This window comes from Pseudomonas sp. FFPRI_1 (assembly GCF_055384485.1).
The window spans coordinates 5,160,881-5,173,088 of the sequence record NZ_AP029168.1 but is presented as its reverse complement, the minus strand read 5'-3'; the positions used below and the strand labels follow the sequence as shown (position 1 = coordinate 5,173,088).

Genomic DNA, 12,208 nt, shown 5'->3' with positions numbered 1-12,208 from the left:
TACTGGCTGTTGCCGGGCTGGCGGGACATATCGGGTAACGCTTGTCCGGCCCTTCGGCCGGTGCCCGGGGATAGACTCACGGCCTCAATCTATCTCGGACAAGGAGCAAGGGATGTTGGACCTCAAATCAGCAGTTGTGGTGGTCACCGGTGCCGGTCGCGGCCTGGGGGCGGCCCTGGCCATCAGCCTGGCGGACCTGGGTTGCAAGCTGATCCTCTGTGGTCGCAATGGGGCGGCCCTGGCGGATGTCGCTGCGCAGATCCTCGAACGTACCGGCACCACGGCCGAACAGGTGGTGGTGGACCTGGCCAACATGGACAGCGTCAAGGCGGCCCTGGCCGAGATCCACGTGCGCCAGCCCCAGGTCGACATCCTGATCAACAACGGCGCCATGTGGCTGGAAGCCAGCGAGCAGCCCCACAGTGCGGGCGAGGTGCTGGGGGTAATCGATGCGGCGCTCAGCGGCACCTACCTGCTGACCCAGGGCCTGCTGCCGGTGCTCAAGGCATCGACGCGCCCGGACATCGTCACCATCGGCTCCATCAGCGGCTTGCCCAATGCACCGCTGCACAGCGTGTCGCTGCCGTTCTACGCGGCCAAGCACGGGCAACTGGCCCTGGCCGACGGCCTGCGCCAGATGCTCAAGGGCACTCCGGTGCGTTCTCTGTGCGTGCACCCGCCGTACCTGGAAGACATCTCGCCCCTGGATGAGCAATGGCAGCAGGTGCCCGAGCGCCAGAAGGGCCAGAAGGGCACCAACCGCGATGTGGTGGAGGCGGTGATCTTTGCCCTGACCCGGCCACGGCACATCAGCCTGTCGTCGATCGTCATCGACACCGATGACGGTGGCCTGTTCAGTTGATGCCGAGCGCCTCAGCGGCCGATGTACTTGCGTTGCCAGCGCCGGGGAATGCGCAGTGACAGCAGCCCCAGCAAGGCCGAGATCACGGCACTGACATACAGCGCCTGCAAGCCCAGGCGCTGTTCCAGCAGGGCTCCCAGCACGGCACCGGCGAACATCCCGGTCCAGGGCACCAGTTGCACCCGCCAGCCATTGCGTCGTTCGCCCAGCAGCCAGCGTCCGAAGCCGCGGCCGAAGCGCGACAGGGCGCCGGTCACGTAGGTCAGGCCGATGGGCAGGCCGTTCACTTCCTCTACGGCGGCGTTGAGCATGCCCATGGCGATGATGGCCGCGAGTATCGCCGGCAATGGGCTGTTATTGCCGGGCCAACTGGCGGCAATGCACAGCAACGCGCCGATACACAGCAGCAAGGGCAGGGCGCGATGGCCACCCAGGCGGCTGACCATCACCCCCAGTGCGTTACCTGCGACAAAGGTCGCCACCAGCAGGCTCAGGCGCAGGATCAGGCCGACATCGCCGTCGCTGATGGCCACTGCCAGGCGCGTGGTGTTGCCGCTCATGAATGAAACGAAATCCCCGGTGGCCATGAAGCCGATGGCATCGGTCATGCCTGCCAGTACCGAAAGGGCGGCCACCAGGGCCAGGCCGATCCGACCGCGCCACTTTTGTGCGCGTTGCAGGGCGGGGTCGCCGTGATGGCCGAGGGTGGAAGGCAGCATCGTCAGGTTCTCCTGTTCAGGGACTGCGCGGGGACGTGTGCGGGGCGCTGCAAGATTCAGGCATCAGGGACGATGCCGTGGAGCGCGCAATACTCCGGCCACGGCATGCCGGCCATTTCTGCCACCTCCTTGTGCACTGCCAGGCGTCGCTGCCGGTACTCATCAGTGCTGGCAGTCGTCAGTTGCAGACTCAGCTCCCAGGCGAACAAGCCCTGGCGCTCGGCTTCCGCTTCGAAGGCCTCGTGCAGGCGTTCTGCGCGGTACTGCTCCGGGGTTTCACCGCGGGCCCGGGCTTCCAGGGGATTGAGGTGGTCGAGTTGTTGATTCAAGTCGGGGCGTTGCTCGAGGAACCTGCGCAAGGCCAGTTCATGGGGCTGTTCGTTGATTGCCATTGAGACTCCCGGAAAAAGCGCCGATGCAGCAGGGCGCGATGATAGAGGTGTTGCCAGCGCTCAAGGCCCGACTGGCAAACCGCGCAACTGCACCAGGTCCTTGCGCGGGATGACGTAGGTACGCGCCAGCATATCGCCAATGCGCTGGCAGCGGCCCGAGTTGGCACACACCAGCAAGGTGACCAGGCTGAGTGCCGCTTCGAACTGCCTCGTGGCCGAGCGGATCAGCACTTGCATCAGCGAAGGGGCCTGGCCGACGCCGTTGATCACCTGCAGGCCGCACAGGGCCTTGCCCGGGGTACGGCCGTGCAACAGGTATTCGCAGAGCACAAAATACAGGTTCCAGATCGCCATCAGCGCCAGGTCGGTGTGGTAGAAACCGCCCACGGCGAGGCTCAAGGCCAGCCACAGCAGCACCGTCAGGGCGCTGTCCAGCAGATAGGCCAGGATGCGCCGGATGAGCAGGCTGGTTCTCGATACTTCCATGCATTGCCCCAAGACTACGTCGTGTATTGAGCCCGGTATTGTAAGGCCTAAAGCCCTGGCACGTGGCGAGGCGCCATTACGATGTGAAAAAAAGGTGAAAAATAATCAGAACCTTTTGCTTTTCATCTCCCTCGAAAAGGCTCCTGAGTCATTGGTCTTTTTTATACAGGGAGATTTACCCGCAATGCCAAATGTCTATGCAACCCTTCTAGTCAGCACCTCTGCCGCCGCTCTGCTGGTACTGTCCGGCAACGCCATGGCCGCACCGGACACCGGGCCGATTTCCACCCTGGGGATCCTGGGCAGCTACAACGACTTCAAGCTCGAAGGCGGTAGCGACAGCGACAAGGAGCATTTGGGTGAAGGGGGTGTGTTCTACAACTTCGGCAACAAGATGACCGCCGAATCGGGGCTGATCTACCAGGCCGGGGTCGAAGCCAAGTTCGGCAAGAAGAGCGACAACAAGCTCAAGGAAGGCCAGGCCGACCTGGACCTGGGCTGGCGTGCGGCGCTGGATGCGCGCAATTTCGTCGACGTGCTGGTGGGCGCCGGCTACAGCTGGACCCGCTACGAGCCGGACACCGGCGACTACGACATGAAGCTCACCAACAAGTCGCCATTTGCCAAGGCGGCCCTGGGCTACAACCATCAGTTCGACGACGTCACCATGCGCGTTGAACTGGGGGCTCGCCACACCATCAACGGCAAGGCCCGGCTCAAGGTCGACGATGTCGGCAGCGACACCGTGGACCTCAAGGACCGCACCAACCCTTATGCCGAGGTGAATTTCCTGATGAACCAGAACGGCTCGCTGCCGGTGATGGCCGGGGTCTACTACACCCGCACCGAATACAAGCTGGACGAAGACACCCCGGTGGCCGACAACACCCGGCTCAAGCGTAACGAGTATGGCTTCAAGGTTGGCCTGACCTTCTAAGAGCCGCAGCCCGTTGCAAACGGCAAGAGAGCCGCCGGTGCCTAATGCCGATCAGTTGAGCGCTAGAGCGAACGAAAAATAACCTGAAGCGAGGGAGCTAGCTCCTGCTGGACTGTGTCGCAGTCCCATTTTTACCCCTGCTGCGCGCCCCCGCGCGAGCAATCTGCCTCGCCACCAGTGCAGCGCTTGCCCTCAACTGACTGGCATTAGCCGCCGGCCCCGTCTTTCGATGGGGCCGGCGCTGGTGTTTTCAGCCGATGGAAGGTTCTTCGCGACCGATTTCGGCCCGCAACTGGGCAATCAGATGCAGGCAGTGGGTGAGGCCCGGCGACGGCTCGCCGACCCGGCGGCTGAGGATGATCGGCGAGGTGGCCTTGGGTTCCAGCAACGGGCAGAAGCCGATGTCGTCACGATGCAGCACCTGCACCGAGGCCGGCACCAGGGTGATGCCGAGGCCGGCGCCCACCAGGCCGATGGCGGTCTGCAGTTCGTTGGTCCACTGGGCCACTTTCAATTGCAGGCCGTGGCCGGCGAACAGTGCAATCACATGGTCGGCGTAGCTTGGGCGCGGGTTGGCGGGGTAGAGCACGAACGGCTCGGCGGCCAGTTGCTGCAGGCTCAATGGTTGCCCGAGCAAGGGATGCCCGGCGGGCAGGGCGGCCACCAGGCGATCCTCGGTGAGCACGCGCTGGACGATGGCCGGATCGTCGATGTGAATACGCCCGAAGCCGATGTCGATGCGCCCGGCCTTCAAGGCTTCCACCTGTTGCAGGGTGGTCATCTCCGACAGCCCCAGCTCCAGCTCCAGGGCCTCGTTGCCGCGCAGGCGGCGAATCAGTTGCGGCAGCACGCCATACAAGGTTGAAGGGGCAAAGCCGATGCCCAGCCAGGTCTTGTGCCCCAGGCCAATGCGCCGGGTGTTGTCGCAGACCTTGCCCAACTGCTCCAGCACCCGGTTGGAGTGTTCATAGAAAAACCGTCCGGCGGCGGTCAGGCGCAAGGGCCGACCACGCTCCAGCAGCAACACCCCGAGTTCGTCTTCCAGTTGCTGGATCTGCCGGCTCAAGGGCGGCTGGGCGATGTGCAGGCGTTCGGCGGCGCGGGTGAAATTCAGGGTTTCTCCCAGCACCTGGAAATAACGCAGGTGACGCAGTTCCATGGGGCCTCCGATGGTGATGCTTGAATACCTTAAAGGTATCGAACCAGACCAATTCTATATTGGCCCCCCGGAAAAAGCCGGGACAGAATCGTTGGCAGAACTTCAAGAACCTGACGGGTATGGAAATGCACGCTTCTGCCATTGAATCGATCGAGACGATCATCGTCGATCTGCCGACCATCCGCCCTCACAAGCTGGCCATGCACACCATGCAGAACCAGACCCTGGTGCTGATCCGCCTGCGCTGCGCCGACGGCATCGAAGGCCTGGGGGAATCCACCACCATCGGCGGCCTGGCCTATGGCAATGAAAGCCCGGACAGCATCAAGACCAATATCGACCGCTTCTTCAGCCCGCTGTTGATCGGCCAGGACGCCAGCAACATCAACGCCGCCATGCTGCGCCTGGAGCAGAGCATCCGCGGCAACACCTTCGCCAAGTCGGGCATCGAAAGTGCCTTGCTCGACGCCCAGGGCAAGCGCCTTGGCCTGCCGGTCAGCGAACTGTTGGGCGGCCGGGTGCGCGATGCGCTGCCGGTGGCCTGGACCCTGGCCAGCGGCGATACCGCCAAGGACATCGCCGAAGCCGAACAGATGCTCGACCTGCGCCGCCACCGGATCTTCAAGCTGAAGATCGGCGCCGGCGAAGTGGACCGTGACCTGGCCCACGTGATCGCGATCAAGAAGGCCTTGGGCGACCGCGCCAGCGTGCGGGTCGACGTCAACCAGGCCTGGGACGAAGCCGTGGCCTTGCGCGCTTGCCGCATCCTCGGCGGCAATGGCATCGACCTGATCGAGCAGCCGATCTCGCGCAACAACCGCGCCGGCATGGTGCGCCTGAATGCCGTGAGTCCGGCGCCGATCATGGCCGACGAATCCATCGAGTGCGTGGAAGATGCCTTCAACCTGGCCCGGGAAGGCGCGGCCTCGGTGTTCGCCCTGAAGATCGCCAAGAACGGCGGCCCTCGCGCCACCCTGCGCACCGCGGCGATTGCCGAGGCGGCGGGCATCGGCCTGTATGGCGGCACTATGCTCGAAGGCGGCATCGGCACCTTGGCTTCGGCCCACGCGTTCCTGACCCTGAACAAATTGAGCTGGGACACCGAGCTGTTCGGCCCGCTGCTGCTGACCGAGGACATTCTCGCCGAGCCGCCGCTGTATCGGGATTTCCAGCTGCATGTCTCCCGGGCACCGGGCCTCGGCCTGAGCCTGGACGAAGAGCGCCTGGCGTTCTTCCGCCGCGACAAGACCACCCCCGTGCTGCATCACACCTGAGGAGGGCTCCATGCTATTCCACGTGAAAATGACCGTGAACCTGCCGGTCGACATGAACCCCGAGCGCGCCGCGCAGCTCAAGGCCGACGAGAAAGCCCTGGCCCAGCGCCTGCAGGCCGAGGGCAAGTGGCGCCACCTGTGGCGCATTGCCGGGCTGTACGCCAACTACAGCGTGTTCGACGTCGACAGCGTGCAGGAACTGCACGACACCCTGATGCAGTTGCCGCTGTATCCGTACATGGCTATCGAAGTCGACGCCATGTGCAGGCATCCTTCCTCGATTCATGAGGATGACCGCTGAGTCCGTTGCCAGAGCGTTAGCCACTCTAATAAATACAAGATGAGGATCGATCATGAACGTGCGTATTTCCCACACTGCCAGCGCCCAGCAGTTTCTCGAAGAAGCCAGCGGGCAGTTCACCGAGGGCGGTAACCCACGGGCCAAGGCCATCATCTACCGCATCCTGCGGGACTCGGTGAACATCATCGAAGACCTGGAGGTGACCCCGGAAGAGTTCTGGAAAGCGGTCAACTACCTCAACGTCCTCGGTGCCCGTCAGGAAGCCGGGCTGCTGGCTGCCGGCCTGGGCCTGGAGCACTACCTGGACCTGCTGATGGACGCCGCCGACGAACAGGCCGGCAAGACCGGCGGCACCCCGCGTACCATCGAAGGCCCGTTGTACGTGGCCGGTGCGCCGCTGTCCCAGGGTGAGGCGCGGCTTGACGACGGCGTCGACCCGGGCGTGGTGCTGTTCATGCAGGGCCAGGTCACCAACACCGCGGGCCAACCCCTGGCCGGGGCCATCGTCGACGTCTGGCACGCCAACACCGGCGGCACCTATTCCTACTTCGACGGCAGCCAGTCGGAATTCAACCTGCGCCGGCGCATCGTCACCGACGCCGAGGGTCGCTATCGCTTTCGCAGCATCGTGCCGTCCGGCTACGGCTGCCCGCCGGATGGCCCGACCCAGCAGTTGCTCGACCAACTGGGCCGGCATGGCCAGCGCCCAGCGCACATCCACTTCTTCATCTCGGCGGACGACCATCGCCACCTGACCACCCAGATCAACCTGGACGGTGACCAGTACCTGCACGACGACTTCGCCTACGCCACCCGCGACGAACTGATCGCCAAGATCACCTTCAGCGAAGACCAGGCCCGGGCCAAGGCCCTGGGGGTCAGCGGACGCTTTGCCGAGATCGACTTCGACTTCACCCTGCAGTCTTCGGCGCAACCACAAGAGCAGCAGCGCCACGAGCGGGTGCGCGCCCTGGAGGCCTGAGCCCGATCGTGCAGGACCGAGCCACGGGCTCCCTTCGGGGCTCGTGGCTTTTGCCGTTGTGTGCGAGTGTGCCTTGCGTGATCTGCCTGCATGGGCGGTACCAGTGCCGCGCAATGCACCCCCTATAAGAACAATCAGAGTGACCCGGTTATGCAAATGCATCTGTTGACTGAGCGCAGTAGCGTGTTTGTCCAAGCCGATCCCTATGCCGTGTCCGGCTACGTCAACCAGCACGTGGGCAGCCACTGCATCCGCCTGCCACGGGCCGGCAGCCCCCAGGCCAGCCTCCACCACCGCTCCCTGGCCAGCCTCGACCTGTGCAGCCTCAGCTACGGCGGCAGCGTGCGCGTCACCTCGCCGGCCCTGGAAAGCATCTACCACCTGCAAGTGCTGCTGCGGGGCCATTGCCTGTGGCGCGGCCCGGGTGAAGAACACTACTTCGCCCCCGGCGAACTGCTGCTGATCAACCCCGACGATCCGGTGGACCTGACCTATTCCGACGATTGCGAAAAATTCATCATCAAGATTCCCACGCGCCTGCTGGAAGCCGCCTGCCAGGAACAGCGCTGGCAGTACCCGGGGCAGGGCGTGCGCTTTCTCCAGCAGCGCTACCAGTTGCAGGACCTGGAAGGTTTCATCCCCTTGCTGAGCCTGCTTTGCGGCGAAGCCGAAGCCCGGGAATGCATGCCCAAGGTCCAGGAGCACTATGCACAGATCCTGGTGGGCAAGCTGCTGGGGCTGATGCAGACCAACGTCCAGCGCGGCGCCCTGGGAGCCTCGGCGGCGACCTTCGAACGCATCGCCGACTACATCGAACGCAACCTCAAGCAAGACATCGGTTGCGCAGAACTGGCGCAGCAGGCGCGCATGAGCCTGCGCTCGCTGTACGGCCTGTTCGAACGCAACGCCGGCACTACCCCGAAGAACTACATTCGGCAGAAGAAACTGCAACGGGTTCACGCCTGCCTCAATGATCCCGAGAGCCCGGTGCGCAACGTCACCGAACTGGCCCTGGACTTCGGCTTCCTGCACCTGGGCCGGTTTGCCCAGAGCTACCGCCAGCACTACGGCGAACTGCCTTCCGACACCCTCAAGCGCCGCCACTGATCCCAGGCATCGGCCCCTGGTAGGAGCTGGCTTGCCAGCGAAGGCGCGCGTGAGGGCGATGCAAGGCTTGAGGGCCGCTTCGCCGGCAAGCCGGCTCCTACACACGACCCTTTCAGATCCGGCCCGTAGGAGCTGGCTTGCCAGCGAAGGCGCGCGTGAGGGCGATGCAAGGCTTGAGAGCCTCTTCGCCGGCAAGCCGGCTCCTACACACGACCCTTTCAGATCCGGCCCGTAGGAACTGGCTTGCCAGCGAAGGCGCGCGTGGGGCGATGCAAGGCTTGAGGGCTTCTTCGCCGGCAAGCCGGCTCCTACACACGACCCTTTCAGATCCGGCCCGTAGGAGCTGGCTTGCCAGCGAAGGCGCGCGTGAGGGCGATGCAAGGCTTGAGGGCTTCTTCGCCGGCAAGCCGGCTCCTACACACGACCCTTTCAGATCCGGCCCGTAGGAGCTGGCTTCCCAGCGAAGGCGCGCGTGAGGGCGATGCAAGGCTTGAGGGCTTCTTCGCCGGCAAGCCGGCTCCTACACACGACCCTTTCAGATCCGGCCCGTAGGAGCTGGCTTGCCAGCGAAGGGGGGCGTGAGGGCGATGCAAGGCTTGAGGGCCTCTTCGCCGGCAAGCCGGCTCCTACACACGGCCCTTTCAGATCCGGCCCGTAGGAGCTGGCTTGCCAGCGAAGGCGCGCGTGAGGGCGATGCAAGGCTTGAGGGCCGCTTCGCCGGCAAGCCGGCTCCTGCACAGCCCATCGCCAGGCCCTTTGCAGAAAACGGATACAGGTCTGCACGCAACGGCTATTGCCCACCCAACCCCCGTCCTAGCATGGGGCTGCCTGAACAAAAACAATGGAGGCGGTGGCCATGACCCTGCGACCCGAATACCTGCACGCCCTGCTTGAAGAAGACCGCGACCAGGGCGTCTACCGCTGCAAGCGCGAGATGTTCACCGACCCCCGGCTGTTCGACCTGGAGATGCAGCACATCTTCGAGGGCAACTGGCTGTACCTGGCCCATGAAAGCCAGATCCCCAACCCCAACGACTACTACAGCACCACCATGGGCCGGCAATCGGTGTTTATCGCCCGCAACAAGAACGGTGAGCTCAACGCCTTCATCAACGCCTGCAGCCATCGCGGGGCCATGCTCTGCCGGCACAAGACCGGCAACAAGGCTTCCTTCACCTGCCCGTTCCACGGCTGGACCTTCAACAACTCCGGCAAGCTGCTCAAGGTCAAGGACCCGGCCGCCGCCGGCTATCCGGCGAGCTTCAACTGCGAAGGCTCCCACGACTTGACCCGCGTCGCGCGCTTCGAGTCCTACCGCGGCTTTCTGTTCGCCAGCCTCAACCCCGAGGTGCTGCCCCTGGTGGAGCACCTGGGAGAGTCGGCGAAGATCATCGACATGATCGTCGACCAGTCCGCCGACGGCCTCGAAGTGCTGCGCGGTTCCTCCAGCTACATCTACGAAGGCAACTGGAAACTCACCGCCGAGAACGGCGCCGACGGCTACCACGTCAGCTCGGTGCACTGGAACTACGCCGCCACCCAGAACCAGCGCAAGCAGCGTGAGGCCGGCGAAGACATCCGCACCATGAGCGCCGGCAGCTGGGCCAAGCAGGGCGGCGGCTTCTACTCCTTCGACAAGGGCCACATGCTGCTCTGGACCCGCTGGGCCAACCCCGAGGACCGACCGCTGTACGAGCGCCGTGACGAGCTGGCCCGGGACTTCGGCCAGGCCCGCGCCGACTGGATGATCGAGAACTCGCGCAACCTGTGCCTGTACCCCAACGTCTACCTGATGGACCAGTTCAGCTCGCAGATCCGCATTGCCCGGCCGATTTCCGTGGACCGCACGGAAATCACCATCTACTGCATCGCCCCCAAGGGTGAAAGCGATGAAGCCCGAGCCCGGCGCATCCGCCAGTACGAGGACTTCTTCAACGTCAGCGGCATGGCCACCCCCGACGACCTGGAGGAATTTCGCTCCTGCCAGATGGGCTACCAAGGCAGCACCACGGCCTGGAACGACATGTCCCGCGGGGCCGAGCACTGGGTCGAGGGCGCCGACGAGGCGGCCAGGGAAATCGACCTGCACCCGATCCTCAGCGGCGTGCGCACCGAGGACGAGGGCCTGTTCGTGATGCAGCACAAGTACTGGCAGCAGACCATGCTCGCCGCCCTGGCTGTTGAAGAGTCACGCCAGATCGCCGTGGAGGCCGTGCAATGAACATTGCCTATGATGCCGTGCGCGATTTCCTGTACCGCGAAGCCCGCTACCTGGACGACAAGGACTGGGACAGCTGGCTGGAGCTCTACGCCGCCGACGCGACCTTCTGGATGCCCTCCTGGGACGACAGCGACCAGCTCACTGAAGACCCGCAGCGGGAGATCTCGCTGATCTGGTACGGCAACCGCAGCGGCCTGGAAGACCGGGTGTTCCGGATCAAGACCGAGCGCTCCAGCGCCAGCATCCCCGACACCCGCACCTCCCACAACCTGAGCAATATCGAGCTGCTGGAGCAGGCCGACGGCCTGTGCAAGGTGCGCTTCAACTGGCACACCCTGAGCTTTCGCTACAAGACCGTGGACAGCTACTTCGGCAGCAGCTTCTACACCCTCGATTTACGAGGCGAAAACCCGCTGATCCTGGCCAAGAAAGTCATCCTGAAGAACGACTACGTTCGCCAGGTCGTCGACATCTACCACCTCTGAGGCGACTGCCATGACCCACCAAATCGCACTCAATTTCGAAGACGGCGTGACCCGTTTCGTCAGCGCCAACGCCGGAGAAACCGTGGCCGATGCCGCCTACCGCCAGGGCATCAATATTCCCCTGGACTGCCGCGACGGCGCCTGCGGCACCTGCAAGTGCCAGGCCGAAGCCGGGCGCTACGAGCTGGGCGAGGACTACATCGAAGACGCCCTGAGCGCCGCCGAAGCCGAGCAGGGTTTTGTCCTTACCTGCCAGATGCGCGCCTTGAGCGATTGCGTGGTGCGGGTGCCGGCGTCCTCGGCGGTGTGTCGTGCCGGGCAGGCCAGTTTCGACGCACAGATCAGCCGCCTGCAGCAGCTGTCCGACAGCACCATTGCCCTGTCGGTCAAAAGCGAGGCCCTGAGCCGGCTGGCGTTCCTGCCGGGGCAGTACGTCAACCTCGGGGTGCCGGGCAGCGCGCAGACCCGGGCCTATTCCTTCAGCTCCCTGCAGCGCGATGGCGAGGTCAGCTTCCTGATCCGCAATGTGCCTGGCGGCCTGATGAGCAGCTTTCTCACCGGGCCGGCCTCGGCTGGTGACTGCCTGACCCTGGCCGGCCCCCTGGGCAGCTTCTACTTGCGCGAGATTCGTCGTCCCTTGCTGCTGTTGGCGGGCGGCACCGGGCTGGCGCCGTTCACCGCGATGCTGGAGAAAATCGCCGAGCAGGGCAGCGCGTACCCGCTGCATCTGATCTACGGGGTGACCAACGATTTCGACCTGGTGGAACTGGATCGCCTGGAAGACTTTGCCGCGCGCATCCCGCAGTTCAGCTTCAGCGCCTGCGTGGCCAGCCCCGAGAGCCAGTACCCGCGCAAAGGTTATGTGACCCAGCACATCGAACCGGTACACCTGAACCAGGGTGATGTGGACGTGTACCTGTGCGGCCCGCCGCCGATGGTCGAAGCGGTGAGCCAGTACATCCGCGAGCAGGGCATCGTCCCGGCGAATTTCTACTTCGAAAAATTCGCCGCCAGCGCCGCCTGAAGAACGCCTCACCGCCGTAGGAGCTGGCTTGCCAGCGAAGGCGTCCCCAAGAGCGCTGCAAGGCTCAAGGGCCCCTTCGCCGGCAAGCCGGCTCCTACGGAATTCCACACGGCAAGGCATAGCGTTGTGTAGGAGCTGGCTTGCCAACGAAGGCGTCCCCAAGGGCGCTGCAAGGCTCAAGGGCCTCTTCGCCGGCAAGCCGGCTCCTACGGAATTCCACACGGCAAGGCATAGCGTTGTAGGAGCTGGCTTGCCAGCG

The 12,208-nt window shown here is 64.3% G+C and carries 13 protein-coding genes; 9 read left to right on the top strand and 4 right to left on the bottom strand.

The genetic code is table 11. The features are described from left to right. Positions 1-112: 112 nt before the first annotated feature. Positions 113-862: an SDR family oxidoreductase gene (locus tag ACZ5BO_RS22855; RefSeq protein ID WP_025126615.1), complete on the top strand. Its 750-nt coding sequence runs from the start codon at positions 113-115 to the stop codon at positions 860-862. A gap of 11 nt (positions 863-873) precedes the next feature. On the opposite strand, the gene ACZ5BO_RS22850 is transcribed toward ACZ5BO_RS22855, so the two are convergent. The 3 genes from ACZ5BO_RS22850 to ACZ5BO_RS22840 are packed head-to-tail and all read right to left on the bottom strand — an operon-like array spanning position 874 to position 2,459. Continuing rightward, positions 874-1,581, bottom strand: a complete 708-nt coding sequence (locus ACZ5BO_RS22850) for a YoaK family protein (protein ID WP_464696565.1) — start codon at positions 1,579-1,581, stop codon at positions 874-876. Between the two features lie 56 nt (positions 1,582-1,637). After that, positions 1,638-1,973 carry a DUF6388 family protein gene (locus tag ACZ5BO_RS22845; protein ID WP_025126617.1) on the bottom strand — a complete coding sequence of 112 codons (336 nt, stop codon included), beginning with the start codon at positions 1,971-1,973 and terminating at the stop codon, positions 1,638-1,640. Positions 1,974-2,033: 60 nt separating this feature from the next. Further along, on the bottom strand, positions 2,034-2,459 hold the full coding sequence (locus tag ACZ5BO_RS22840) for an RDD family protein (protein WP_025126618.1): 426 nt from the start codon (positions 2,457-2,459) through the stop codon (positions 2,034-2,036). A 184-nt stretch (positions 2,460-2,643) separates the two neighbouring features. Here ACZ5BO_RS22840 and ACZ5BO_RS22835 point away from each other — a divergent pair, with 184 nt between their 5' ends. Continuing rightward, positions 2,644-3,396, top strand: a complete 753-nt coding sequence (locus tag ACZ5BO_RS22835; protein ID WP_464696564.1) for an outer membrane beta-barrel protein — start codon at positions 2,644-2,646, stop codon at positions 3,394-3,396. Between the two features lie 250 nt (positions 3,397-3,646). Here ACZ5BO_RS22835 and ACZ5BO_RS22830 read toward each other — a convergent pair whose 3' ends face one another. Next, positions 3,647-4,555, bottom strand: coding sequence for a LysR family transcriptional regulator (locus tag ACZ5BO_RS22830; protein WP_464696563.1), 909 nt, complete (start codon positions 4,553-4,555; stop codon positions 3,647-3,649). Positions 4,556-4,680: 125 nt separating this feature from the next. Between ACZ5BO_RS22830 and ACZ5BO_RS22825 the strand changes: the two genes are divergently transcribed. From ACZ5BO_RS22825 to benC, 7 genes are all read left to right on the top strand, one after another. Then, positions 4,681-5,829, top strand: coding sequence for a muconate cycloisomerase family protein (locus ACZ5BO_RS22825; RefSeq protein ID WP_464701353.1), 1,149 nt, complete (start codon positions 4,681-4,683; stop codon positions 5,827-5,829). Between the two features lie 10 nt (positions 5,830-5,839). Then, complete coding sequence (catC, locus tag ACZ5BO_RS22820; protein WP_011062149.1) at positions 5,840-6,130, top strand: muconolactone Delta-isomerase; 291 nt, start codon at positions 5,840-5,842, stop codon at positions 6,128-6,130. A 52-nt stretch (positions 6,131-6,182) separates the two neighbouring features. Further along, on the top strand, positions 6,183-7,112 hold the full coding sequence (gene catA, locus ACZ5BO_RS22815) for a catechol 1,2-dioxygenase (RefSeq protein ID WP_025126622.1): 930 nt from the start codon (positions 6,183-6,185) through the stop codon (positions 7,110-7,112). Positions 7,113-7,262: 150 nt separating this feature from the next. Then, positions 7,263-8,219: an AraC family transcriptional regulator gene (locus ACZ5BO_RS22810; RefSeq protein WP_464696562.1), complete on the top strand. Its 957-nt coding sequence runs from the start codon at positions 7,263-7,265 to the stop codon at positions 8,217-8,219. An 856-nt stretch (positions 8,220-9,075) separates the two neighbouring features. Further along, positions 9,076-10,440: a benzoate 1,2-dioxygenase large subunit gene (benA, locus tag ACZ5BO_RS22805; protein WP_464696561.1), complete on the top strand. Its 1,365-nt coding sequence runs from the start codon at positions 9,076-9,078 to the stop codon at positions 10,438-10,440. Further along, on the top strand, positions 10,437-10,925 hold the full coding sequence (benB, locus tag ACZ5BO_RS22800) for a benzoate 1,2-dioxygenase small subunit (RefSeq protein WP_025126625.1): 489 nt from the start codon (positions 10,437-10,439) through the stop codon (positions 10,923-10,925). Before benA ends, benB begins: the two co-directional genes overlap by 4 nt. 10 nt (positions 10,926-10,935) lie before the next feature. Continuing rightward, positions 10,936-11,949, top strand: coding sequence for a benzoate 1,2-dioxygenase electron transfer component BenC (gene benC / locus ACZ5BO_RS22795; protein WP_464696560.1), 1,014 nt, complete (start codon positions 10,936-10,938; stop codon positions 11,947-11,949). Positions 11,950-12,208 lie beyond the last annotated feature (259 nt).

Bases quoted from the DNA above. Each gene is read 5' to 3' on its own strand.
- catA (WP_025126622.1), top strand. From the start codon at position 6,183: ATGAACGTGCGTATTTCCCACACTGCCAGCGCCCAGCAGTTTCTCGAA.
- ACZ5BO_RS22855 (WP_025126615.1), top strand. From the start codon at position 113: ATGTTGGACCTCAAATCAGCAGTTGTGGTGGTCACCGGTGCCGGTCGC.
- ACZ5BO_RS22825 (WP_464701353.1), top strand. From the start codon at position 4,681: ATGCACGCTTCTGCCATTGAATCGATCGAGACGATCATCGTCGATCTG.
- benB (WP_025126625.1), top strand. From the start codon at position 10,437: ATGAACATTGCCTATGATGCCGTGCGCGATTTCCTGTACCGCGAAGCC.
- benC (WP_464696560.1), top strand. From the start codon at position 10,936: ATGACCCACCAAATCGCACTCAATTTCGAAGACGGCGTGACCCGTTTC.
- benA (WP_464696561.1), top strand. From the start codon at position 9,076: ATGACCCTGCGACCCGAATACCTGCACGCCCTGCTTGAAGAAGACCGC.
- ACZ5BO_RS22845 (WP_025126617.1), bottom strand. From the start codon at position 1,973: ATGGCAATCAACGAACAGCCCCATGAACTGGCCTTGCGCAGGTTCCTC.
- ACZ5BO_RS22840 (WP_025126618.1), bottom strand. From the start codon at position 2,459: ATGGAAGTATCGAGAACCAGCCTGCTCATCCGGCGCATCCTGGCCTAT.
- ACZ5BO_RS22850 (WP_464696565.1), bottom strand. From the start codon at position 1,581: ATGCTGCCTTCCACCCTCGGCCATCACGGCGACCCCGCCCTGCAACGC.
- ACZ5BO_RS22835 (WP_464696564.1), top strand. From the start codon at position 2,644: ATGCCAAATGTCTATGCAACCCTTCTAGTCAGCACCTCTGCCGCCGCT.
- ACZ5BO_RS22830 (WP_464696563.1), bottom strand. From the start codon at position 4,555: ATGGAACTGCGTCACCTGCGTTATTTCCAGGTGCTGGGAGAAACCCTG.
- ACZ5BO_RS22810 (WP_464696562.1), top strand. From the start codon at position 7,263: ATGCAAATGCATCTGTTGACTGAGCGCAGTAGCGTGTTTGTCCAAGCC.
- catC (WP_011062149.1), top strand. From the start codon at position 5,840: ATGCTATTCCACGTGAAAATGACCGTGAACCTGCCGGTCGACATGAAC.